24 protein-coding genes are annotated in these 24,311 nt (G+C 40.1%); 13 read left to right on the top strand and 11 right to left on the bottom strand.

Features of this window, described 5'->3' with window-relative positions:
* Nucleotides 1-9: 9 nt before the first annotated feature.
* From SMUL_RS10935 to SMUL_RS10910, 5 genes are read left to right on the top strand one after another with little or no spacing between them, the layout of a single operon-like run.
* Nucleotides 10-465 (top strand): diheme cytochrome c, encoded by a 456-nt coding sequence (locus SMUL_RS10935; RefSeq protein WP_025345296.1) that lies wholly within the window; start codon nucleotides 10-12, stop codon nucleotides 463-465.
* Nucleotides 462-1,565, top strand: a complete 1,104-nt coding sequence (locus SMUL_RS16985) for a cytochrome b/b6 domain-containing protein (protein WP_025345295.1) — start codon at nucleotides 462-464, stop codon at nucleotides 1,563-1,565. The genes SMUL_RS10935 and SMUL_RS16985 overlap by 4 nt, the downstream gene beginning before the upstream one ends.
* Nucleotides 1,566-1,940 carry a Spy/CpxP family protein refolding chaperone gene (locus tag SMUL_RS10920; RefSeq protein ID WP_025345294.1) on the top strand — a complete coding sequence of 125 codons (375 nt, stop codon included), beginning with the start codon at nucleotides 1,566-1,568 and terminating at the stop codon, nucleotides 1,938-1,940. It abuts the gene before it with no gap.
* Nucleotides 1,937-2,608 carry a response regulator transcription factor gene (locus SMUL_RS10915; RefSeq protein WP_025345293.1) on the top strand — a complete coding sequence of 224 codons (672 nt, stop codon included), beginning with the start codon at nucleotides 1,937-1,939 and terminating at the stop codon, nucleotides 2,606-2,608. The genes SMUL_RS10920 and SMUL_RS10915 overlap by 4 nt, the downstream gene beginning before the upstream one ends.
* A complete protein-coding gene (locus SMUL_RS10910) occupies nucleotides 2,544-3,824 on the top strand; it encodes an ArsS family sensor histidine kinase (protein WP_084613125.1) in 1,281 nt (426 codons plus the stop codon). The genes SMUL_RS10915 and SMUL_RS10910 overlap by 65 nt, the downstream gene beginning before the upstream one ends.
* Here the strand turns inward: SMUL_RS10910 and SMUL_RS10905 are convergent.
* Complete coding sequence (locus SMUL_RS10905; RefSeq protein WP_025345291.1) at nucleotides 3,821-5,758, bottom strand: diguanylate cyclase domain-containing protein; 1,938 nt, start codon at nucleotides 5,756-5,758, stop codon at nucleotides 3,821-3,823. The genes SMUL_RS10910 and SMUL_RS10905 overlap by 4 nt on opposite strands.
* A complete protein-coding gene (locus tag SMUL_RS10900) occupies nucleotides 5,758-6,591 on the bottom strand; it encodes a PhnD/SsuA/transferrin family substrate-binding protein (RefSeq protein ID WP_025345290.1) in 834 nt (277 codons plus the stop codon). Before SMUL_RS10900 ends, SMUL_RS10905 begins: the two co-directional genes overlap by 1 nt.
* Nucleotides 6,592-6,774: 183 nt before the next feature.
* Here SMUL_RS10900 and SMUL_RS10895 point away from each other — a divergent pair, with 183 nt between their 5' ends.
* From SMUL_RS10895 to SMUL_RS10875, 5 genes are all read left to right on the top strand, one after another.
* Nucleotides 6,775-8,088 (top strand): DEAD/DEAH box helicase, encoded by a 1,314-nt coding sequence (locus tag SMUL_RS10895; protein ID WP_025345289.1) that lies wholly within the window; start codon nucleotides 6,775-6,777, stop codon nucleotides 8,086-8,088.
* 15 nt (nucleotides 8,089-8,103) lie between these two features.
* Entirely contained in the window at nucleotides 8,104-8,577 is a 474-nt protein-coding gene (locus tag SMUL_RS10890; protein ID WP_025345288.1) for a hypothetical protein, read from the top strand.
* Nucleotides 8,574-9,077, top strand: coding sequence for a PaaI family thioesterase (locus SMUL_RS10885; protein ID WP_025345287.1), 504 nt, complete (start codon nucleotides 8,574-8,576; stop codon nucleotides 9,075-9,077). The genes SMUL_RS10890 and SMUL_RS10885 overlap by 4 nt, the downstream gene beginning before the upstream one ends.
* Nucleotides 9,078-10,868 carry a DNA helicase RecQ gene (gene recQ, locus SMUL_RS10880; RefSeq protein WP_025345286.1) on the top strand — a complete coding sequence of 597 codons (1,791 nt, stop codon included), beginning with the start codon at nucleotides 9,078-9,080 and terminating at the stop codon, nucleotides 10,866-10,868. It begins immediately after the preceding gene.
* 164 nt (nucleotides 10,869-11,032) lie between these two features.
* Nucleotides 11,033-11,230 (top strand): YwbE family protein, encoded by a 198-nt coding sequence (locus SMUL_RS10875; protein WP_025345285.1) that lies wholly within the window; start codon nucleotides 11,033-11,035, stop codon nucleotides 11,228-11,230.
* A 20-nt stretch (nucleotides 11,231-11,250) separates the two neighbouring features.
* Here SMUL_RS10875 and SMUL_RS10870 read toward each other — a convergent pair whose 3' ends face one another.
* From SMUL_RS10870 to SMUL_RS10860, 3 genes are read right to left on the bottom strand one after another with little or no spacing between them, the layout of a single operon-like run.
* On the bottom strand, nucleotides 11,251-12,063 hold the full coding sequence (locus SMUL_RS10870; protein WP_038533320.1) for a phosphate/phosphite/phosphonate ABC transporter substrate-binding protein: 813 nt from the start codon (nucleotides 12,061-12,063) through the stop codon (nucleotides 11,251-11,253).
* Nucleotides 12,053-13,525 (bottom strand): GGDEF domain-containing protein, encoded by a 1,473-nt coding sequence (locus SMUL_RS16725; RefSeq protein ID WP_025345283.1) that lies wholly within the window; start codon nucleotides 13,523-13,525, stop codon nucleotides 12,053-12,055. The genes SMUL_RS10870 and SMUL_RS16725 overlap by 11 nt, the downstream gene beginning before the upstream one ends.
* Nucleotides 13,509-14,369 (bottom strand): phosphate/phosphite/phosphonate ABC transporter substrate-binding protein, encoded by an 861-nt coding sequence (locus SMUL_RS10860; RefSeq protein ID WP_025345282.1) that lies wholly within the window; start codon nucleotides 14,367-14,369, stop codon nucleotides 13,509-13,511. The genes SMUL_RS16725 and SMUL_RS10860 overlap by 17 nt, the downstream gene beginning before the upstream one ends.
* A 150-nt stretch (nucleotides 14,370-14,519) precedes the next feature.
* On the opposite strand from SMUL_RS10860, the gene SMUL_RS10855 reads away from it, so the two are divergent.
* From SMUL_RS10855 to SMUL_RS10845, 3 genes are all read left to right on the top strand, one after another.
* Nucleotides 14,520-15,107: a DUF2179 domain-containing protein gene (locus SMUL_RS10855; protein WP_025345281.1), complete on the top strand. Its 588-nt coding sequence runs from the start codon at nucleotides 14,520-14,522 to the stop codon at nucleotides 15,105-15,107.
* 75 nt (nucleotides 15,108-15,182) lie between these two features.
* On the top strand, nucleotides 15,183-16,793 hold the full coding sequence (locus SMUL_RS10850) for a methyl-accepting chemotaxis protein (protein ID WP_025345280.1): 1,611 nt from the start codon (nucleotides 15,183-15,185) through the stop codon (nucleotides 16,791-16,793).
* Nucleotides 16,794-17,038: 245 nt separating this feature from the next.
* Nucleotides 17,039-18,649 (top strand): methyl-accepting chemotaxis protein, encoded by a 1,611-nt coding sequence (locus SMUL_RS10845; RefSeq protein WP_025345279.1) that lies wholly within the window; start codon nucleotides 17,039-17,041, stop codon nucleotides 18,647-18,649.
* 41 nt (nucleotides 18,650-18,690) lie between these two features.
* Here SMUL_RS10845 and SMUL_RS10840 read toward each other — a convergent pair whose 3' ends face one another.
* From SMUL_RS10840 to nrfH, 6 genes are all read right to left on the bottom strand, one after another.
* On the bottom strand, nucleotides 18,691-19,290 hold the full coding sequence (locus SMUL_RS10840; protein WP_025345278.1) for a LysE/ArgO family amino acid transporter: 600 nt from the start codon (nucleotides 19,288-19,290) through the stop codon (nucleotides 18,691-18,693).
* A 68-nt stretch (nucleotides 19,291-19,358) separates the two neighbouring features.
* Nucleotides 19,359-20,051, bottom strand: coding sequence for a response regulator transcription factor (locus SMUL_RS10835; protein WP_025345277.1), 693 nt, complete (start codon nucleotides 20,049-20,051; stop codon nucleotides 19,359-19,361).
* Nucleotides 20,052-20,054: 3 nt separating this feature from the next.
* Entirely contained in the window at nucleotides 20,055-20,900 is an 846-nt protein-coding gene (locus SMUL_RS10830) for a sensor histidine kinase (protein ID WP_025345276.1), read from the bottom strand.
* An 81-nt stretch (nucleotides 20,901-20,981) separates the two neighbouring features.
* Nucleotides 20,982-22,103 carry a cache domain-containing protein gene (locus tag SMUL_RS10825; RefSeq protein ID WP_025345275.1) on the bottom strand — a complete coding sequence of 374 codons (1,122 nt, stop codon included), beginning with the start codon at nucleotides 22,101-22,103 and terminating at the stop codon, nucleotides 20,982-20,984.
* Nucleotides 22,104-22,142: 39 nt separating this feature from the next.
* Entirely contained in the window at nucleotides 22,143-23,687 is a 1,545-nt protein-coding gene (locus SMUL_RS10820) for an ammonia-forming cytochrome c nitrite reductase subunit c552 (protein ID WP_025345274.1), read from the bottom strand.
* Nucleotides 23,688-23,697: 10 nt separating this feature from the next.
* Nucleotides 23,698-24,225, bottom strand: a complete 528-nt coding sequence (gene nrfH / locus SMUL_RS10815; RefSeq protein WP_025345273.1) for a cytochrome c nitrite reductase small subunit — start codon at nucleotides 24,223-24,225, stop codon at nucleotides 23,698-23,700.
* Between the last annotated feature and the right edge of the window lie 86 nt (nucleotides 24,226-24,311).

The following is a 24,311-nucleotide window of genomic DNA, read 5'->3' as shown; positions in this document are numbered from 1 at the left end:
GGAGATACGATGAAAAAGACACTTTTAATAACAGCACTTGGACTGAGCTTTGCCTTTGCAGGCAGTGTCGCACCCGCCGATAACGCACAGTATCAAAAAGAGTGTGCGAGTTGCCATTTTGGGTATCAGCCAGCCCTTTTAAACAAAGCCTCATGGGGAAAAGTGATGGGAAATCTAAGCGATCACTTTGGCACCGATGCTTCTTTAGGCAAGGTTGAAAGTGAGCAGATTTTAAACTATCTTGTAAGTAATGCAGGAAGTGGTAAGATGACTGCTAACAACAGCACGATGCAGATTACGAAGTCGCCTTATTTCATCAAAGAGCATCGCAAAATTCCTGCAAACGTGATCACCCAAAAAGAGGTTGGCTCGCTTTCAAACTGTTTAGCCTGTCATACAACGGCGGATAAAGGCAATTACAGCGAACGTGCTATTGTCATTCCAAATTACGGGAGATGGGAATGAAAAAGATTTTAGTCTGGGGGCTTTACACCAGAGCCTCACATGCTCTTTTGATGGTCATGATGTTAGCGGTGTTTTTAACCCCCGAAGTCAAACGTCTGCTCACGTTACATGTAGCGCTGGGGTACACACTCGCACTGCTTTTTCTTTTTAGAATTCTGTGGGGTTTTATGGATGTCAAATACTCTCAATTTAAAGATTTTAACTTCAATCTTAGCGATTTAAAAGAGTATATGTTCTCCACTTTTGGAAACAAAAAAGAGTACATTGGACACAATCCAGCTTCGAGTTATGCCATTATCGCGATGATTGTTTTGACTTTTTTAGCCGTTATAACAGGAGCGTTAACATACGGTGTCAAAGAGGGCATGGGCGTGTTTTCCTTTATGAACCACACGATGTTTCGCGATATGAAGCTTTTCAAAGAGGTGCATGAGTTTTTCTCCAATGTTTTAATGGCGGTTATCTTCGCGCATATTGCAGGCGTTTTACTCGATAAATTTTTTCATAAATCACGCGTGTTGGAGTCTATGGTCGATGGCTATAAAATGGGCAACGAAGAGGGTATCAAACTCACATTGGTGCAAAAAGCCTTTGGCATTGCTGCTATTTCTATTTCCATTTTCGCATTTGTTTATATGCTTGTAGCACCCAATAGTCTTTTGATCGCCGATGGTAATCCTAAAATGGACTATGCCAAAGAGAATCCTGCCTTTTACAAAGAGTGTATCAGTTGCCATACACTCTTTCCTCCTTTTTTACTCCCTTCAAAATCGTGGGTGAGCATGATGGACACATTGGAAAACCATTTTGGCGATGATGCCTCACTGGACGCTGCAACCACAGAGTCGATCAAAGCATTTTTAGTGAAAAACAGCGCAGAGTCTTCTACGAAAGAGTCTTCCTTGCGTATTCTAGCAAGCTTGGAAAAAGAGAAAACCTATCTTGCCATCACCGAAACACCTTTTTGGAAAAATCGCCACAAAAAGATTGATAAAGCGGTTTATGAGCAAAAAGAGATCGGAAAACCATCCAATTGTAAGGCATGCCATGATACTATTGAAAATGGCTTACTCAACAATCGAGACATCAAAAGGCTTTAAATGAAGTTACTTCTTATCTTTTTACTTGCATTCTCATTGTATGCCAGTGATGGTAAAAAAGAGCATCACCTTAGCAAAGATCTCTCTTCTTTGGAGTTAACCTCTGAGCAGAAAGAGGTTGCAAAAAGCATTATTAAGCAGTTTCGAGTCGATATCAAAGCCTTTCGTGAGTTCAAAGAGAAGATGGAAGATGAAAAAGAGCGTTTAGTGACGCGTGAGGTTTTAAACGAAGAGGATTTGCAGAAAATCAACCAAGCGATCAGCCAAAAAGCCAGTACAGTAGAGAGCCGCTTTTTACTTCAAATGCACACCCTTTTAACCCCTGAACAACGCCAAAAATTCGCCCATAACCTTGAAGAGTGGGAAGTCGAATGAGCGAGAAAGTTTTACTCATCGAAGATGATTTGGAGATGCAATCGCTCATTAGTGATTACCTGCAAAATTACGACTTTGAGGTTCAAGCTTACGATAAACCCAAAGATGCGCTTGTCGATCTTAAAGCCGACCCGACACAGTACAAAGTAATCGTCCTCGATCTGATGCTTCCACAAATGGATGGTTTTGATGTGTGTAAAGAAATTCGCTCCATGAGTGATGCGCATATTATTATCTCCTCGGCACGCAATGAACTCAGCGATAAAATCTTAGGCTACGGCGTGGGCGCGGATGATTACCTTGCAAAGCCGTATGAACCCAGAGAATTAGTCTTAAAAATTAACTCCTTTTTGCGTAGAAATACCCTCTCAAAAAAGAGAGTGGGGGATTTTGAGATCGATGAAGCGAAGATGGAAGTCTCTTTGGAAGGCTATCTTTTGGATCTCACCAAAATTGAGTTTGACATCTTGCTTCTTTTGCTCTCCAACCAAGGCAAAGTGTTTTCGCGTGAGGTGATTTTCAACGCGATTAATGGCATTGGTTACAACTCCAAAGACCGCACGGTCGATATGCACATCAGCAATTTGAGAGCTAAAATAGGCGATGATTCCAAAAATCCCAAATACATCAAGTCCGTTTGGGGTATTGGCTACAAAATGGTCGGTTAAGATGTCCATTTTTACCAAACTCTTTTTACTTTTTTTAGTTAGTCTTTCGTTGATGCTGTTTGTCTCACGCGAAACCAATCAGCTCACCCAAGCCAAAATAGAGATGCTCTTAAAAGAGAAATACCTTCAAGCCTCAACAGAACTCTTTCGTGACCTTTCTAATAATGATTCAACTGCCCTTACAAAAAGACTTCAGGCGTTTGATTTTGAAGTGATTACTGAGACTCAACATGTGCTGGAACACTCCAAGAGTATTTATGAAAAAAGCAGCTCTTTTGGTGAAGTGAAAATTTTGATGGATGCAAAAGGCAGGTATCTTTTGCTGATGCGTTATTTGGATGAAAGTTTGCTCGTGCAAGATAGGGCACAAGACGAGAGTTTTTTACAGCAAGGCATGGTGACCTACCTGATCTTTGCGGATATTTTTGTACTGGTGGTGATCTTCTTACTGATTGTGAAGCTTCTTTTTCCCCTCAAACAGATCGCCTCAACGCTCAAAGAATTTGGAGAGGGCGCTTTACATGTAAGGATGAAATACTTTGGTTCCAACGAGCTTGGAAAACTCTCGGATACCTTTAACGCTATGGCTTCTAACATTGAAGCGCTCATTCTCTCGCGTCAACGCTTACTTCGTGACATCGGGCATGAGCTAAGAACGCCACTTGCCAAATCCAAGCTTGCGTTAGAAATGCTAGGAGAGAGTAAATATCAGCAGAGTCTTAAAAAAGCGATTTCACAGATCGATGAACTGACCAAAGAGCTTTTAGATATAGAGAGGCTCAATGCTAATATGGAGCAACTAAGCCTTACGCGTTTCAATGCCGAAACGCTCGTCTCTGAGTCGCTTTCACGCGCACTCATTGATGATGAAAGCTTGGTGGAGCTTCACATGGATGAGCTTTTTGAGATCAAAGGTGATCTCAATTACCTTAGCATTGCGCTTAAAAACTTAATCGATAATGCCCTCAAATACACAACACAAAAGCCCATTCTCATCGAAGTAAAAGAGCGCACCATCAGCGTTAAAAGCAGAGGCGAAGCACTTGAATACGCGTTGGATTACTACTGTGAACCGTTTGCGCAAGGTGATGATGCTAGAGGCGTTGAGGGCTTTGGTTTGGGGCTGAGCATTGTTAAAAAGATAGTGCAGAAGCATGGATTTAAACTGAGCCTTACATGTAAAAAAGGCTGGAATAGTTTTAGCGTTTCATATTAAACGATTTTGATCTCATTCTTATGTTGTTTTTTCACTTCATACATGGCGATGTCGGCATCTTTTAAAATGTCATTGATCGTTTTGTTGGTATCATGAAAGAGCGTTCCCCCAATGCTTGCTGTACAGGTGTAATCAACGTTTATCAGTCGAAATGGTTCATTAATTGCATGAAGAAGCTTATACCCAATTTCTCTGAGTTTCGTTTTAGCTTCGTAAGGGTCTTCTCCTAGTTTTGTGACTAAAACGACAAATTCATCGCCGCCAAATCGAGAAACGGTGTCGCATAAACGAAGCGTACTGGATAACCGTTTGGCAACCATTTTCAGAAGCATGTCACCGTATTCATGCCCTTTCGTGTCGTTGAGAAATTTGAAATTATCCAGATCGATAAATAAAAGTCCGCAATATTCAGGGTCACGTTTGGTACTGGCAATCGTATGACTCAGGCGGTCGAGTAGGAGTTTACGATTGGGAAGTTCTGTGAGTGAGTCATAATACGCCAAATGCTCAATGGTTTTTTGCGCCTCTTTCTCTGTGCTAATGTCTCTAAAGATAATGACCGAGCCAATGTTGTTGTTATCTTGTACAAAAGGGGTGGCATTGAGATGGACGGTAAAATGCTCTCCGCCTTTTTTACGAAAAACCTCTTCGCCGAGGTAGGTTCTTTGATAGCGCATTGAGTTTAAAATAGGGCACTCTTCTTTGGTGGTGTCATGCGGATGAACATGAATAAGCTCGTGCGAATCTTTTCCGATGACCTCTTTAAGAGAGTAGCCCAAAAGCGTTGTTGCGGCGTTATTGATAAACGTGATCTGCCCTTTGGTGTTAAGGAGAATCACCCCATTAATCGTTTTAGCGACAATGGTTTCAAAAAAAATCTTCTCTTTAAGCGTTTTGTGACTTTGCTCAATGAGCAGATAAAGGACAATGCCCAGAAGCACAAAGGTTAAAAAGCCAAAAAGAAGCGATGCAATGTATTTATGTTGGATTTTGACAAGATCATCTAAATGGCTGTAGGTAACGGCGTAAGCGGCAAGAGTGCCTGTGAGATCGTAAACAGCGTAAAAATTAGCAACATAACCGTCATCATCTTGAAGCACAGGAATGGAAAAGTTTTTGCCTTCTTTGAGTTTGGCATCGATGTTATAGTGATCTTTGAGTATCGCATTGATCTTTTTGGTCAGTTCCGATTCAATGGAAGGTGCGGTGATATTGGAAATTTTTTGGTTTTCGATGACAAAATCATTGCTCAAAGGTGAAGGCATAAAATGGTGTTTGTGTCCTTCAAAGACCATATCGGTTGTGACTGATTTTTTAAGCAACAGCAGATGATCTTTCCAGCTCAAAAGCTTTGAAAGCTCAAACTCAATGTTTTCATACGCTAAAGAGACTTCAACACTGCCTAAATGTTTTCCTTCCTGAATAATGGGAAAAACATAGCGAAATCCAGGATAGATACGACCACCCTCAAATCCCGTAACAAACTTTTTTTCAATGTTGGCTTTTTTGATGGAAGGACGTACTTCCATCAGGTTGTCACCATTTTCAGCAGGGGCATGAAAACGCAAAAAACTTTCGCCTTGAGGTGTGTGAAAATGAAACTGTCTGATGCCAAGCCTCTTAAGCTCATCATTGTAAAAAGGGTATAAAAGGCGGTATAAGGAGCCTCGGAGAAGCGCTTTTTCGTGCGTATCATTCGTATCTACAACGTCATTTAAAATCTTAAGAATGGGAGGTTGCATAATGGCATAACGAAAATAGTTCTCGATGGAGATGCTGTACATCTGCGTCACTGCTTTGTACGAGGTTTCTATAATTTTATGTTCATTCAAGAGGAGAACATCGCGCTCTTCTTTCATTTTGGAGTGAACATAACTGAAAAAAACAGCGTATGTGATGCTGACACTAAGGATCGTTAAGAGAACTTTACGCATTAAAAGCTTCCACTTAGGGGAACGTTCATAGTTTCCATGTCGCGCTTGAGGTTTTGAAACATATCGGTGTTCGTCTCACTCATGCCATAGTTGATATCTTTGCCCCATTTTTCATACACCTCTTTGGGCGTAGAAAGCAAAATAGATTTGATCTTAGCGATTTTCTCTGCACTGATCGTTTGGGTGTTAACCACCAGTGAAAAACCTGGAATTAGAGGTGTTGTGTCGATAATCTCCAACCCCAACGAGGCATACTCATGTGCAATGCTCTCTTTAATGCCTCCCATGTGGAATTCGCCTCGAACGACCGAGAGAGCTACTTCATCATGTGTTCCAACATAACGGTACAGCAGGGTGTCTAAATTAAGATGAAAAGAGCTCTCTATGAGGTTTTTGGTATTGGTGTATCCGCAGGTTGAAAGAGGTTGAGTCAGTGCAACTTTGAGCTCTCTTTGGGGAATGTTTACAAGGGTATCGCCTCCAAATTTGACTAATGCACAGCGGTAACCGTTTTTTCCATCGCTTTCATGAAAGGTGATGATCGGAAGCGCATAGGGAAAACTCTTTTGCAATGTCAAAAAGGGCAACGGTCCAAAGTAGGCAATATCCACTTGATTGGCTTTAAACGCGGCGATAAGGTCATCGTACTTTTTTTCGTAATGAATGGTGATGTTTTCATCCAATGCGTGTTCAAGGTAATTCACCATAGGGAAGAAATCTTCAAGAACTTTGTTGGCGTTAAAAAAAGGAATAGGGGCAAAGACGAGAGAGCGTGCTTCTAAGCAAAGACCGAGAGAAAATATGAGAAAAAGGCGTAAGAAATGCCGCATCATTAACTCTCTTTGTAACAAATTTATCACGCCAATGATATAGAAGAAAGCATAAAAACGGACTTAAGGTATCGTTAATCTTCTTAGGATGAAAATGCGTGAATAAGAGATAGCTCAAAGTGCTTCACTAAATTCTTTAAATAAAACTTAGATACAATAAAGCATTAAGATAAATAAAGGATCGAGATGTTATTTGAAAAGCTAGGCTTGATTGTACCACTACAAGAAGCAGTCACTGAACTTGGGTACACAAAACCAACGCCTGTGCAAAACAAGGTCATCCCTTTGGTGTTAGAGGGAAAAGATGTTATGGCAACGGCGCAAACGGGCACGGGAAAAACGGCCGCTTACGCACTGCCACTTTTACAAATATTGGCTAAAAAAACACAAAAATCAACCACAAAAAAAGTCGTACGTGCGCTTATTTTAGTGCCCACACGTGAGCTTGCGTCACAAGTCAATCTCAACGTGCAAGAGTATGGCAAGAACCTTGAGTTAACCATCGGGGCGATTTACGGTGGTGTGAAGTTTACACCGCAAGTGAAAAAATTGGAGAAGGGCATTGATGTTCTTATCGCCACTCCGGGAAGGCTTCTTGAGCATATCAAACTGGACAATGTTGATCTCTCTCGTGTGGAGATGCTCGTCTTTGATGAAGCCGACAGAATCCTCGATATGGGCTTTTGGGATGAGGTGGAGACATTGCTTTCCCTTTTACCTAAAAAACGTCAAACCTTGCTGTTTTCCGTCGGTGTTTCCAAGTCCGTTAAACGCCTCTCCGAAGTGAGTTTGAAAAAACCTGTCACGGTGGCTATTAACAATCAAGGTGAATTTGCCAAAAATGTGCAACAAACCATTTACGTGGTGGACAAAGAACGCAAGTGCGAGATGCTTTCGTTTATGATCGGTACCGAAAATTGGCATCAGGTTTTGGTCTTTACCAAAACGAAACAGAGTGCCGATGAAGTAGGCGATTACCTCAGTAAAAGTGGCTTGAAAACGCTGGTCTTGCATGGCGATAAAGCGCACTCTCAGCGCACCAAAGCGGTTGCGGCATTTAAAGAAAATTCTATTCGCGTGTTAGTGGCTACCGACATCGCTTCACGTGGTCTTGACATCGAAGATTTGCCGCATGTCATCAATTACGAACTCCCAGGAGACGCGGAAGATTATCTGCACCGAGCGGGCAGAACGGGTCGTGCAGGCAAAGAGGGGCGTGCCATTTCGTTTGTCTGCCAAGACGAGAAGTTAAGGTTAAAAGAGATCGAAAAGATCTTAAAATACACGCTTAAAACAGAGTTCTACCCCGGTTTTGAGACCAAAGAGTGGGTCGATAAAGAGTCAAAAAAACATACGATTCAAGCCAAAATTGATCGTGAAAAAGCCAATAAAAAGCCGATGAGTCTTCGTAAAAAACGCGAAGAGATCAAAACCAATAAAGCTAAAAAAGCCGCTAAAACAGCATGTGGCATTGGCGCTAAAAATTGTAAAGTAAAATAAGTAAAAGGCGAATATATGATGGTTGAAATGCAAAAATTGCACTATTTTAAAGAGTTTATTGAGAAAGAGGAAAACCCCATCGGGAAGAACCTTTATGTGATGGTATTGGCAGTGGAAGCGTACTATGAGTTTATGGCAGAAGTCCTCATCCCTGGTACTTCACGCAGTATGACACAGTTTAAATTGCTGGAAGAGTTGAGAGCTTTAAAAGTCATCAATGAGCAAGAGTTTGTCATTATGAATGAGACGAGAAAGCTTAAAAATGAGCTGACACACCGTTTGGATTATCAAGTCGATTTGAAATATGTTTATGATTTTTATAACAACTGTACCGTCAAAGATAAAATTGTTCCAGAAAATAAAGAAGATCATAATGAGCTTGAAGCCGCACTTTTAGATGCGCTTTTGAAAAGCTATAAAATCGTCGATTTGAAACTCTATTCGAGAATGCGCAAAGAGCTTGAAAAGGTGCATGGAGTAGGGGAGTGAAATTTAAAGTAACGGGGAAACAGCACATTTCCAAAAACTGTTTGGTATGTGGCATCGAAAACCCTTTTGGTTTGAAGACGAAATTTTACGAGCTTGAAAACAAAGAGGTTGTGGCGTACTTTACACCCAATACGTACCTACAAAGTTACCCTGGCATTTTGCATGGGGGTATCTCTGCATCGATTCTTGATGAGACGATTGGGCGAGCGATTATGGCGCATTATGGGATGGAGAGCTTTGGCGTGACGATAGCACTTACGTTGAAATATAAAAAACCTGTACCGTTAGATGAAGAACTCAAAGTCGTTGGGCGCATGACGAGCGATAAAGGGCGCATTTTTGAAGGCACAGGTGAGCTGATACTTCCGAGTGGTGAAGTCGCCGTCACCGCGTCAGGTCGCTATATGAAACGCGATGTTACGCAGATCGTTGAGAGTGATTTTATCGAAGATGAGTGGTTTGAGAGTGATGGAAAAGACAGAGACGAGATAGAACTGTAAGTGGATAAAAAATACCAACTCCTTCACAGTGTCTTCGGGCACCACCATTTTAGAGCCAATCAAGAAGAGGCGGTTAATGCGATACTAGCGCGCAAAGACATCATGATGATCTTGCCAACAGGGGCTGGAAAGTCTCTGTGTTATCAGCTTCCTTCCTTAGTGATGGAAGGTCTCACAGTGGTCATTTCACCGCTTTTAGCCTTGATGCACGACCAAATCACCGCACTTTCCGCTTTTGGTATTAAAGCTGCTATGATCTCTTCGATGCAATCTCCCCAAGAGATACAAGAGACGATGCAAGCATGTCGCAAAGGCGAGCTCAAACTTTTGTATGTAGCACCTGAGCGCTTAAAAGGGGAGTCATTTTTAAACTTCCTACAAACCCTTTCCCTCAACTTTTTTGTTATCGATGAAGCGCACTGTGTGAGTGAGTGGGGGCATGAATTTAGAGAAGATTACCGACAACTCTTTCGCCTCAAACACTACTTTCCCAAAACACCTATTGCTGCGTTTACCGCGACGGCAACAAAGCTTGTTGAACACGATATTCTTCATCAGCTCAATCTCTCTCATCCCTTAATCATTCGTGCGAAAGTCGAACGAGACAATCTCACGATCAAAGCGGACTATCGAAATGGCAATGGACGTGATCAGCTTTTGAGTTTTTTGAGCGCGTTTAAAAACGAGAGTGGCATTATTTACACGCTTAGTCGTAAAGAGACGGAGAGTTTGGCACTGTTTTTAAACACGCATAAAATTTTAGCGCGTGCTTACCATGCAGGACTTTCCACCGAAGAGAAAAATGAGACCTACCATGCTTTTTTAAACGATGAGATCGAGGTCGTTGTTGCAACGGTGGCGTTTGGTATGGGCATCGATAAGAGCAATATTCGCTTTGTTGCGCATATGTCTTTGCCTAAAACCATCGAAAACTATTACCAAGAGATCGGACGTGCGGGGCGTGATGGACTTCCTTCTTCGACCTTGCTTCTCTTCTCAACGTCCGATATTGTAGAGCATAAACGTCGCATCGGTGAACAACCCGCTTCCGAGTACCAAAAAGTAGCCTACGAAAAACTCGATGCCATCGCTAAATTTGCAACGTCGCAAGTGTGTCGCCACCAACAGGTCGCGACCTATTTTGACGATGCGATTCTTACATGTAAAACACGTTGTGACAACTGTGTGGATGGTGAGAAACAGAGTGTTGACATTTCGCATGAGGCACTTAAACTGTTATCAAGCGTGTACCGCACGGGGCAGCGTTTTGGACTGCAATACGTGGTCGATGTTTTGATGGGTTCAACCAATGAAAAAATAGCGCAAAACGGACACCAAAGCCTCTCAGTTTTCGGCATTGGAAGCGATAAAACCAAAGCGCAGTGGCTCAGCATCGGTGATAGACTGATGGAACTTGATGCGCTCAAAGTGGGTGAATACCGTGTGGTGAGCCTGAGTGAATACGGTGCGCAAATCATCAAACAACGTTTACATGTAAGCATTCATGCCAAGCGTTTGGAAGAGCGCAAAAAAGCCTCCAAAAAAGCTAAGCAGGTGGTTACTGGAGCGTTTGAACTCTCCACATTTGAGCGCTTACGAACCCTTCGATCAGAGATCGCCAAAGAAAATGGTATTCCTCCGTATGTCGTCTTTAGTGATAAAACCCTCAAAGAGATGGCGGAGAAATTGCCGCATGATAAAGAGGCGATGCTGGATATCAGTGGCGTGGGTGAAGTTAAGTTTGAGCGCTACGGCGAAGCTTTTTTAGAGCTCTGCGCCAAGCTTGCTTAGTCTTTACATGTAAACGATACAAAACTTCTTACAAAAAGTAAAAAGCACCAAGGGTGCGTGGGCTCTCTGCCGAAGAGAACACTGTGTTAACGTAGTTTTTGAAGCTTTGCTTTAAAAACGTGTCAAGAGTTTTGCAAGAACTCAAATATAAAAAAGGACAAAAAATGACTGCAGGACAGAGTCGAAGTAACATTCAAAAAGGGGTTAAAGTATTGATCGTTTTAAAAGAAGATCAACGCAGTGGCAAGCTCACCGAGGGCGTGGTTAAAGACATTTTGACCAATTCAGCGAACCATCCCCATGGCATCAAAGTGCGCCTTGAGAGTGGTGATGTTGGGCGTGTGAAAGAGATCATTCTCTAAGCTTACATGTAAAGGTTACACTACTCCAAATCGAGTAATCTATCGTAGAGCGCGAGTGACTTGTTTTCAAATCCTGCAATTCTTCCATGCTTTGAATGAAATGCCAAAAGAAGTGCTCTGATCTTTGTTCTAAAGGCTTTATCCATCTGTTTTGAAGCGATCATTGCATCATAAGGGATCTCTTCTGACGTGGACAGGATGCGAATTTTTTCTTGATCTGTTTTGGGAAGTGCGCGGTAAATACCATCGTACACAGCCCCTGCGTCGATTGATTTTTCAAATAAAGCTTGAATGATCTTAGGATGTTTTTTAAGCATATAAATCTTGCCAAGCTCTTTCGCAGGATCAATCCCATTTTGGCGCATCATAAACTGTGGATAGAGGTACCCTGAGGTTGAATCAACATCGGTAAATCCAAAGCTTTTGCCTTTCAAATCGGCAAAGGTTTGAATGGAACTATCCTTTAGTGTAATAATCAAGCTATGATACGAGCTTCTGGCAGTTCCCCGCTCATCGGCAAATTTAATGCTCGCTAAATAGGGAATCATTGGCTCTTGAAGACGCAGTGTGGCAAACAGTTTAGGCGAAATAGAGGCGATGTCGACACTGCCTTGTTCTATCAAGGTAATGAGATGATTGTAATCTTTGGAGACCACAAAAATGATCTCACTGTCTAATGCTTTTTCAAGGTAATCAATCAACTCCGCGTGAATCATTTGAAGCTCTGGAGTGGTTTTATACGGGTTAACCGCAAAGACAAGCTTTTGTTTTTCAGTGGCAAAAAGTGAGATGCACAAGAGGAGCACAATGCTCAAAACGTTTTTAATCTTCATGTTCAACCCTGTTCCTTCCGCTGTTTTTGGCTCGGTACAGTGCGTTATCGGCACGCCTTAAAATGCTATTGGGTGTGTCGCCCACATGGTGTATGGAGACGCCCAAACTCATCGTGACACGTTGTGGGTAGTGCTCAAACGTGAAATGGTGAATGGTTGAGCGCATCTGTTCTGCCATAACCAGCGCTCCTTCAAGGCTTGTTTGGGGTAAAATCAGTAAAAACTCTTCTCCACCCCAACGTCCGAGTATATCACTGGTTCGGATGGATTCACGCATCAGACGTGCGGTATGAATCAAAACGTGATCGCCTATCTCGTGTCCGTAGGTATCGTTGATGGTTTTAAAACGGTCAATGTCGATCATAACAATCGAAAAGAAGCTTCCTCGCTCACTCTCTTTGAGTTTTTGCTCCAAACACTCCTCTAGTTTGCGTCGGTTGGAAAGATTGGTTAGCTGGTCGGTACTGCTTAAGAGTTCAAGTGCATTTTGGGTGTCGGCGACTTTTTGGCTCATATTAAACAGTGCTTCGGCAATTTTTTTCACCTCAGGCGTGGTACGCTCTTTGGTTACCTGCTTGATGGTAGCAATAACCTCCTTGATATCCAAACGGTCTTCGTAAAAGTCAATGAGGACTTGCGCAAGCGCTTTATACTCTCTAAGATGCTTCAGCAATGTAAAATGAAGGGCAAGAACAAGTATGATGAGGGCAAACCCAATACCCACAAAAAAGTTAGTACGCGCCTCTTTGAGGGCACTGAGCTCTTCTGCCGAAGTCAGTCCGATGTTAAAGCTTGCCTCTTTAATGCTTCCTGCTTGGAGCATTACATGTAAAGATGAGGCGTTGGTAAGTTTTTGCTCTTTCGTTGTAGAGAGGGTTTGATGCTCAGAGTGGTAAGCGATGCTCATCGTGGTACCTTGCACCATAGAAGCAAGCAAAGCGTCATCGATAATCAGTGCAATACTGATGATGCCGATGGGCTTTTGTCCGTACTGCTTAACGCGCTTTGCGTAGACTAAACACTCCTCTCCATCGACTAGATCGATGCCTAGGAACGTGTCATTTTGAAGGGCTTGTTGAACGTAGAAACGCTTTGAAACATCATCGGCAAAGCGAAATTCCAGCTCACCTCGGCTGATGATGGTGCCATCCAAATCGATAAAATGAATTTTATCGATGGAAGAGGAGAGAAAGAGTTTGCTCCAATTGTAGAGCATATCGGTGTCATTGCTGATAATGCCCGTAATGACCTCTTGGGAATTGATGAGGATTTGCGCCGTTTTTTGTAATGATTCGAGTTTTTCTTCAAAGCGCTTTTGAATCATCTCCGATTGGATCAGACTTTTTTGATCAAAAGCTGTTTTTTGGGTCAGGTAAAGGGATTGAATTTGGTAGATACCAAAAAGTAAAATGGCAGCAAGCTGCATGATCGTTAGAAAGAGGATTTTATTGTAGAGTTTCATACAGAGGCACTTTGAGAGTTCGTTTAAAGGTTTCGTAGAAGTGCTCATCTTTTTTCACAAAGCCAGCACTGGCCCATCCAAGATGTTCTTCAAACGCTTTGTTGGAGGGCGCATCTAAAGGGATGTTTTCAAGAATATGCGCAATGCGTTGACTCTCTTTTAAGGAGACATTTGCGGAGGCTACAATGGCATCAAGCGGAATGGGCTCAGACGTGGCAAGAATGGTAAGACGATCACCGTATTTTTCCAAAGCGGTGTAGTAGGTTCCATCCGAGATAGCGCCAACTTCAATGGAGTGGCTCATCAGTGCTTCAACGACTTTATCGTGTTTTTTAAGAAAAAAGACTTTTTGAAAAAAGGTGTAGGGGTTGATGTGATGCTCTTCAAAAATCATCATGGGGTACGCATAGCCAGAGGTTGACTCTTTGTCAGTAAAGGCGAAGTGTTTACCCTGTGCACCTTCCAATGAAGTAATATTAGCGTCTTTCCTCGCTACAATAAAGGATTGATAATACGGGGTAATTTTACCACTTTTAGAGTGTTCCAAGTAGGTGACAAGGTAGCGAAGGGAAGGGATTTTTTCTTTAAGAAGCACAAAATTTTTCGTATTGACCCATGCAAAATCAACGCTTTTTTCTTCAATGCGCCTTGTGAGTTCTTCGTAGTCTTTTGTCACAATGAGCTTAAATGTATCGCCACTTTGCGCACTTAAGTACTCCATTAAAGGGGTAAGTGCTTGTATGATCTTTGCAGGTGTGTTGGAAGGGTAGGTTGCGAATGTATACTCTTTAGCGCTTAAGGTAGTAAAAAGTAAAAAAGAGAAAAGAAAGAATCTTAGAAGCATTTAATTCCCAATACAGATGGATTAATTAAATTTTAGCATAATATCCTAGGATAAAAATTAAAGAGAATATTTCTGTAATTCTTTTGTAAGCTTTAAAGAAGTGGTGTTATGATAGATTCTTTATGCGTCAAATGATCCAAAGGATGAAACATGAGTGAGTTATTTCAACAAGAGTGGTTTACACTGTACGGCATTCCCGTTTTAATTGCTCTTGCGCGTATTGCCGATGTGAGCATTGGCACACTTCGCATTATTTTTGTCTCCAAAGGTCTTAGACTGTGGGCACCTATTTTAGGTTTTTTTGAAGTTACTATCTGGCTTTTAGCCATCTCTAAAGTGATGGAAAATCTGACCAATCCTATTAATTATATTGCCTATGCCATTGGTTTTTCACTGGGAAATTACATTGGTATGTACATCGAGAATCGCTTAGCGATTGGTATGGTCGTTGTACGTATCATTACCAAGCGTGATTCTCAAGCTTTAGTAGCCGTTTTGCGTGACCTTGGGTATAGTGTCACCGTTGTGGATGCGGATGGAAATACGGGTGCTGTCAGCATTGTTTTTACACTGATTAAACGCTCCAATATTAAAGTCATCACACCGCTTATTTTGCACTATAACCCTCAAGCGGTCTATTCTATTGAAGATGTGAGACATGCGAGCGATCCAAATTTTCCAACGATTATTACAAGGCGCTCACGTTTCTCACAATTTATAAGAGGTGTACGCAAGTAAAATTTTTCTTCAAATGTAACGCATTTACAACACATGATCGTTATGATTCCTTAACACAAACAAAGGAGTCTCGCCATGAATATTTCAAAACAACTTTTAGTCATGCTTACGGTTGCTATTCTTGCAACATTTACGATTTTTGGAATTAGTTTTATAAAAATGAATACAGTATTTGAGGAGACAAATTACAGTAATGTCAATTCTCTTCCGAGCGTATTTGTGTTGAATAATGCCATGCAAGAGGCGTATCGTTTAAGATTGTATGTGTGGGAGCACATATCTCAATCCGATCAGAAAGAGTGGGAACGAGTCGAGGGAAATATTGAGAAAGCAAAAATATCGCTTAAAGAGAGTTTGAAAGCGTATGAACTTTTGTTTTCAAATGATCAAGATAAGGTATTTTTTTCGAAAGATAACGAGGCAGTTGAGCGCTATTTTAGTTTGTTAGAAACATTAACAATCTTGTCACGAGAGCAGAAACAAACTGAAATTAATGCAATGGTAAGTAGTAATAAACTGATTATTCAAAACTTAACCCATGTCTTTGAAGAGCATATGAAATACAATTTTGAACTTGCAAAAAATGAAGCCGATCATGCGATGGATGAAAAACAAAAGGCTATTTATATAATGATCTTTGTCTCTATGGCTTCGATGATAACGCTTCTATTGTTAGGTCTTTCCATTCGACACAATATTATCAAAGGTGTTAAAATTATTAGCGATGGGATGGTCTCCTTTGTGCAAAACAAAGCACTTAGCTTTAGAATCACCTATGACAAGAAAAATGAGCTTAAAAAGATCTCCGATAGCTTTAACGCTCTAGTGACGACCTTAGAGCATACTATTGTCGATGCCAAGCACTCTTCGAGCGAAAATGCCTCTGTGTCACATGAATTAAGTACAACGAGTATGCAAATCGGTCGAAATGCCGAGAAAAGTACGACCATCGTTGAAAATACGATTCAAGAGATCGCGACGATTAAAACTTTTGTACAAGAGACCGCAGCACTTTCAGAATTGATGAAAAAAAGTATCACGGATGCAGGTCAAAAACTGGATAACGCTAAAAATGAGGTCATTACCCTTCGCAATGAAGTGGGCATCGCAAGTGAAGCCGAAACAGCTTTGGCTCAAAAACTAGAGCAGATGAGTCACGACGCTGAGCAAGTGAAACAGATTTTGACGGTTATCTCTGATATTGCTGATCAAACGAATTTGCTAGCGCTTAATGCCGCCATTGAAGCCGCACGAGCAGGGGAACATGGACGTGGATTTGCCGTTGTTGCCGATGAAGTGCGAAAACTAGCCGAGCGAACTCAAAATTCACTGACCGAGATCAATGCAACGATTAACGTTATCGTCCAGTCTATTGTTGATTCATCCGAGCAGATGGGCAGAAATGCGAAAAACATTCAACGCCTTTCCGATGTCTCAACAGGTGTGGAATCGACCATTCTTGGGACTACAACCGTGATGCAAGAAAGTGTTGTCTCTGTCACCACCAGTGCAGCAAACTCGATTCGCATCGCCAGTGATACAGATAGAATCGTCACAATGGTCACGAACATAAACGCTCTAACGAGTGAGAATGCCAGAAGTGTTGAAGAGATCGCCTCTGCGGCGGATCATCTCTCTAAATTGGCTGAAAATCTTAATGGTAAATTGAACCAATTTAAGTCGTAACGGTATTTTCCCTCTAAACTCCTTGTTTTTCTGGGGATAAAGTGAAAACTTTATCCCCTCTTTTTTTCAAATCAAAGAGTATGCCATCTTCCATGAAATTGTCCACGTAAAATGGTAATACCTAGGTACATGTAAGTACTCTAAAATATTTACATGTAAACGAACATGAGCGTCTTTTCTCAAATACAACGCATTTACAACACACGAGCGTTATGATGCGTGCATCGTAAAGAAAAGGAGTTATTATGAGTATTTCAAGACAGCTTATCGTGATGTTGAGCATTGCAATTTTGGGCATTTGTTCTGTTTTTGCCATCAGTATTTCCAAGATGGATCAGGTGTATACGGATACAAATTATGGCAATGTGAATGTTGTGCCAAGTATTTTGATTATGAACGAGATCATGGAAGATTATTATTATTTACGCGTGTATGCTTTTGAGTTTCTCTCCGCTACGGATCAAAAATCAATGGACGAATCTGCATCGATGATTAAAGAAATTAGAGAAAAATTGGACAACAAAGTGGCGTCCTATGTCAATTTAATATCAGATGCCAAAGATAAAGAGCTTTTTGAAAAAGACAAAGAAATCTTAAAACAGTACAATGCCTTGTTAGATCAATTTTTAGAACTCTCGAAAGCCAATCAAAAAGAGGAAGCACGTACGCTTGCTTTTGCTAAACGACCGTTTTTAGCAACAATAGGCGATACCCTTCGTGGTCATATGAATTACAATAAAGAGTTGTCCGAGAAAATGGCATTTGAAGCATCTCAGACCAAAGATACAGCCAGTGCGCTTATGATAGGGCTTTCCTTATTGGTGATCGCTTTAGTCATCATTACGAGCATCATCATTCGTCGCAATATCCTTCAAGGTGTTCATCTTATCCGCGATAGCATGGTCTCTTTTGTACAGAATAAAATACTGACATTTAGAATTACCTATGAAAAAAAGAACGAATTTAAAGAAATTGTTGAGAGTTTTAATGCTTTAGTGACAACCTTAGAGCAGACGATTGTCGATGCCAAACAATCATCGACTGAAAATGCTTCCGTGTCGCATGAGCTTAGTTCAACCAGTATGCAAATAGGGCGCAATGCTGAAAAAAGTACGACGATTGTCGAAAATACAATTCAAGAGATTGCAACGATTAAAACGTTTGTACAAGAGACGGCAACGCTTTCAGAACAGATGAAAAAAAGCATCACCGATGCAGGACAAAGACTGGATAATGCTAAAAATGAAGTCATCACTCTTCGTAATGAAGTAGGCATTGCCAGTGAAGCCGAAACAGCTTTGGCTCAAAAACTAGAGCAGATGAGTCATGATGCCGAGCAGGTAAAACAGATCTTGACGGTTATCTCAGACATTGCCGATCAAACCAATCTTCTTGCTCTCAATGCCGCCATCGAAGCCGCACGAGCAGGGGAACATGGACGAGGATTTGCCGTTGTTGCCGATGAAGTGCGAAAACTTGCAGAGCGGACGCAAAATTCACTCACTGAGATCAATGCGACTATTAACGTTATTGTCCAGTCCATCGTTGATTCTTCCGATCAAATGGGCAGAAATGCGAAAAACATTCAACGCCTTTCCGATGTCTCAACAGGTGTGGAATCGACCATTCTTGGCACCACAACGGTCATGCAAGAAAGTGTTGTCTCTGTCACTACGAGTGCGGCAAATTCGATTCGCATCGCTAGCGACACGGATAGAATCGTCACAATGGTCACGAACATAAACGCTCTGACGAGTGAAAATGCCAGAAGTGTTGAAGAGATCGCCTCTGCGGCGGATCATCTCTCTAAATTGGCTGAAAATCTTAATGGTAAATTGAACCAATTTAAGTCGTAACGGTATTACGGAGATAAAGCACGTTCTTTATCTCCACCCTTTTACAATCCGAGTAGCATAAATGCTAAAGAGAGCATCACGATGCCAATAAGCACTTCCAAAATCTTCCATGAAATTGGCTTTTGAAAAATAGGCGTTAAAATCCTAGCACCATAACCCAAAGAGAAGAAAAACACGAAAGATGAAGTCATCGCCCCAAAGCCAAACAGCGGTGAAAGGGAGCCAAACTTGGTCGAAACGGAGCCCAGTAAGATGACGGTATCAAGATACACATGCGGATTCAGCCACGTAAAGGCGAGTACAAGCAGAATGGTTTTTGTCAGTGACGTTGTAGGTTGGTCGAGCGGACTCAGCTCATGCGACATGCTCCACGCAGAGTAAAAACTTTTCAAACCATAGACAAACAAAAAGGCAAAACCACCATACTTCGCCACCGTTTGCAAAGAGGGAAACTGCTCCACCAAATACCCAAACCCCGAAACACCAGCGAAAATTAAGATAGCATCAGAGAGTGCGCAGACAAAACAGATGACAAAGACATGCTCTTTTTTAATGCCTTGCTTCAGCACAAAAGCATTTTGCGCCCCTATGGCTAAGATAAGTGAAAAACCGAGACTAAAACCTGAAATAAATGCGTTCATATACTCTCTTTTAATTAAATTTTATGACAATCAAAAGCTTTTTCAAAAGCGAAAAAGCACCTAGTATATTATATGTTTGGTACAAGTTTATATCCGTAGCCTTGAACATTTTCTATGAGCTCATAATATAACTTTGCTCTTAACTTATTGATATACATTCGAATGGTATCAGGTGTTGCTTGTTTCTCATACCAAACACTTCTTTCTATGCTATCAAACGTAATTACTTGCCCCATATTACTTACCAATATTTGTAAAAGAAGGGATTCTGTTCGTGTTAAACGTATCATTTCATCACCACAAAAAATCTCTTTTGTTTTAACATTGTAGATGTGGTTTTTGCCCAAATTTAGCAGTTTATGATCTGCTTGAATCTTACTGAGCGACATCAACAATGTATTATAAAGTTGTTCGAGTTGAAATGGTTTATGTAAAAAAGCAAAAACACCAATGTCAATTGCAGAATGAATATTGTGCTCTGTATCATGCGCTGTTAAGATGATGATAATAATCTCTTTATTGCTTCGTCGAATCTCCCCAGCAAGAGAAATTCCTGTTTTTTTAGGTAGATTAATGTCTGTAATGACTACATTGAAAGTGCCTTGAAAAAAGCTATCCAAACCTGCTTCACCATCACAATCCAATGTTACGTGTCCACAGTATGGGTTCAAAGCATCAAAAATGGTTTGCCCTAAAAAAGGATCATCTTCCACTAAAAGTACATTGAGTTGTTTTAAAAGCTTCAATACATCTTTATTCATGATTCACTCCTTTTTCAAGGTGACTTCAAAAATTGTAGGATTTGCAAATGAAACTATCTCAATTGTACCATTTAATTTATTCTCTACCAAAAGCTTACACAAATACAATCCATTCCCCGTTCCATTTTCACCTTTAGTGGTTTGCATTTCGCAAAAGAGTTTGCTTATAAATTCTTTTTGAATGCCCATACCATTATCTTCAACCCTAATCACATAGCACTGCTCATTTTGATCCAGCAAAATCTTAATATAACTATTTTGAGTAAGATCACTCTTTTCACCAAGGGCATCTTTTGCGTTAGAAACTAAGTTAATGATAATTTGCTTTAAGTAATTAGGATACAGCACAACGGTGTAATCAAGATTTTTTGCATATTTAAATGATAACTCTATGGTGTTAATTTGCGCAATTGGCTTCATGATTAACACAACTTCATCTAATACTTCTGCAAGATCGACTCTCTTTTGCTCATTATTTGGCTGATAGAACACTTTAAATGAATGAAGTGTTTGTTCCATAAAGTGAATAATCTTGATGATTTCTTCGATTTTATTCTCTACAACGGCATCCGAATGATCCGAATTTTGCACATTGAGTTTAATCATTCCTATTAAAATTAGAAGTGCGGAAAGAGGCTGTCTCCATTGATGTGTAATTGCGACTAACATCTCTCCCATAGAAGCAATTTTGCTGTGTTGAAGCATGATTTGCTCATGGGTTTTATGCTGCTGCTCTAAAAGGTATTCTTGAGTGATGTCATTGATCGTAATAATACATCCCTCGATTTGGGATGAGTTGACGATAATCGGGGTATATTGAATCAAAAAGCATCGTGACGAAATAGGCAACAATACTCTTTCATTTTTAAGGCTTTTTGATGTGGTTAAAACCTCTTCTAAACTCTTTGTGATGCTATTAAAAAGTATGATTTAATCTTGTGCTTTTTGATTAAAGTCAAATGAAACATCAAAAATTTTACCTCGAGTTAATGGAATAAGGTCTTGGAAAAGATAATTTAAAAAAAGAATACGATAGTGTACATCAACAATAGCAACAGCTTGCGTTGGACTATGCGCAAACCAATCTAATAAGCGTTTATAAGAAGTTGTTTTTTTTGTGAGAAATATAAAAAAATAAAAACTTATGATTCCAAATACAGTAAAGACAATGGTTAGAATCATGTTGTGGAAAAACGATTGATTCAATTCTGCAAAAATCTGATTTTCATTGAGTGTCATCGCAAAAATCCAATCACTATTTTTGAGAGGCTCATAAAAAATGATATATTTTTGGTCTTTATAGATATAGGTTTGAAGTTCAATTTTGTCTTTATTTTTCATAATAGTTTCAATAGCGGGTTGGCACTCTTCACATGGTGCTGCATCAAAACCTTTGGGGCTTACGATCAAACTACCATCTTGTGTAATTAAAAAAGCAAATCCTTGGAGTCGTTCGTTAATGTTAAGAATCTCTTGTTGAATTGTGTTTAAATTCAAATCAGCTGAAACGACTGCTGTCATATCTGTCTTTTTATGTTTTAAAGGAGCAACGACAGAGAGTACTTTTTTATCTACAAACGCATCTTGATAGGGTAGTGTTACGGTTGTCTCGCCAGCTTGTAATGCCATAGTGTACCAATCGCGTTTTGTAGCAACGTAGTCTTTTGGAATCTCTTCGTCTGTATTTAAAATAAAAAGATTATTGTCATACCCGATAGAGACACTGTCAAAATTACCTATCGAACTTGCATTGTCTAAGATTTTTTTGATCTCTTTGTAATCCATAGCTGTATCCAAGTCTTCAAGAGAAACAGCCGTAGATGAAACAATCTTCTTCTTAAATAAAAGCCATTCATCAACACGTTGTTTGAAAAATTTGACCATATTGATCTGATTGATTTGGGTGAGGCGTTCCATCACGTGTTTATTGGAGCTATAATTGATGCAAATGAGCGATAAATAAAAAAATAATATGATACATACCGTGATGGTAATAATATGAGCTTTTTTTGTTTGTATCATCTCTTCTTTCTTAACGATGTATTTTTCCACAGAGAAAACTTTTCTCTGTGGAATTTATAGATTTAATGCTTATTTACACATATGGTCAAACCATGTAAAGACATCGTCTTTTTTCTCAACATCTTCACTGATAGTTCCATTTGCTTTAGCATCTTTTAGCCATTTTTTACCTGTTGATTTGATCCAATCACATTTTTCTTTGATTAGAGCTTCTCTCTCAGGTACATTCATAAATTTGAATACTTCTTCTTTTGTTTTGAAATCAGGTGCTACATAATTTTTAACCCCATGATTTAAAAGAACTTTAACAAGCTCAATTCGTGCTTGTTGTGCATAGTCATTCGCTTCAGCAAGAATTCTCAACGATTCATCTGTTGCATGCATATACGCTCCAAAACTTGAATCAACATATGTCCATCTCCATTGAGCTTTTCTAATAAGTTTTAGAATTGGCTCCATCTCTTTGTCTTTAGCGCCAACTTCCCATGCTTTAGCAGCTTCTAAGTGCGCTTTTGAAAGATTTTCAAGTCCTGTATGGGTTAGTTTTGTCACTTTTCCTTTCTTATCTTTGACAATGCTTTTTAACTCTTGCTCTTTACCTTTATGGCATGTTAAACAGGTTTTATCCATATTCTCAAGAGGACTGCCAATTTTATGATGTGAGAACTTAACACCACCTTCTTGTGTATAAGGTAAATGACAATCTGCACACGCAACATTGTTTTTAGCATGGGTTCCTTTTTGGTACAACTCATAATCTGGATGTTCTGCTAAGATTGTTGGTGCTTTTGAAAATGTATTTTCAATATGAACAGCAGGTTTTCCATCTGGGAAGTTTTTAGGATCATCATAATATGCCTCAGTCTCTTCCATTGAAAGTCCTTTTGCCCAAGGAAGAACAATCGTTCTAGCAAGCTGTTTATTACCTTGTTTATCTGTCCATTCTTCTTTACCTGTGTATGAAAGAACGTGACATTGGGCACAGAGTAAAGAGCGTTTTTCTTGATGAGTAGAGCTATTAAAATCTTTCATTCCTGCTGAAAGAAGCCCTTTATCCAAATAATCCCGTTTCATACTTAGCTCTGCGGTTTTTGGATCATGACAATCTTGACATCCAATTGGATTTTGTGCTTCAGGTGCATAATAAGAGAGTGGTTTTGAGTAAAACTCCATTTTGCCATCTCTCTCCATTAGTCTTATTGTATCGCCTGAGTGACATGACAAACATCGTGCTGGTGGCCACTCTTCTAAGTCTTGAGGATTGTTTGGTGCACCTGTAATAATATTAAACATCATATCAATATTAGAATACCAGTGTCCTCTACCATGACCCCACCATGCACCCGTTGGATCTTCTCCTGCTCTAAGAATAGCAACCTTAGGCTTAACATCGAACATATCCACGTACTCTTTTTTTTCACTTGTCTTTTTCCAAGTTTCGTACTGTCTTGGATAAAATGGTTTCCAATCAGAACTTTTGCCCGGTTCTGTTGGTACACCACTTACATGATTTAAAGATTTCTTCTCTGCCTCTTTTTTTTCAATACTACTTGCTAGTAACCCTAATGAAAAAACAGCAAAGATGATTGAAATAAAAACTATGTACTTTCGCATAAATCCTCCTCTATTTAATAGCTTCTTTGACACCTAAATTATTAGGTGCAGAATTTAAACCTCTTACCAAGCCATGAGGTACATCTCTATGGCACCTCCAACAGTAGTCCCCTTTTTCGCTCATATTTTGATGATTAAGGTCATTATTATGAACAACCGTTTCAGATTGTCTTGGATGACACTCGATGCAATTCTTTTGGACTCGATCTGCACCGTCCTTTGTAATTTTAATTTCATCGGTATATAGATTAAATGTAAACGCAAAAGCATGGTGTAATCCATCTTTTGCTTTTGCAATATACTTATCAACAAAATTATTTCTAGGCAAATGACAATCCGCACACGTAGCATTTCTTGCGTGGGAACTATGTTGCCATGTTGCATAATGCGTATTCATTACATGACAGTTAATACATGCTTTTGGATCGTTAGTAAGATAGCTGAGTGCATTGGATATGTGTATTGTATAAGCGATCAAAACAATACCAATACATGCCACACTAAGCGTACCTATCTTCATAATTTTCGATAAATCCACAATCCCTCCTTGTAGTTAATTACAGATATATAGGCAATGTTAACTTCAGGATATGCAATATAAATTTTTCATTATTAACTCCTTTA

The sequence above is a fragment of the Sulfurospirillum multivorans DSM 12446 genome, assembly GCF_000568815.1.
In the GTDB taxonomy this organism is placed as follows: Bacteria; Campylobacterota; Campylobacteria; order Campylobacterales; family Sulfurospirillaceae; genus Sulfurospirillum; species Sulfurospirillum multivorans.
Note: the sequence above shows the minus strand (reverse complement) of the source record. Positions and strands in the feature narration are given on the sequence as shown.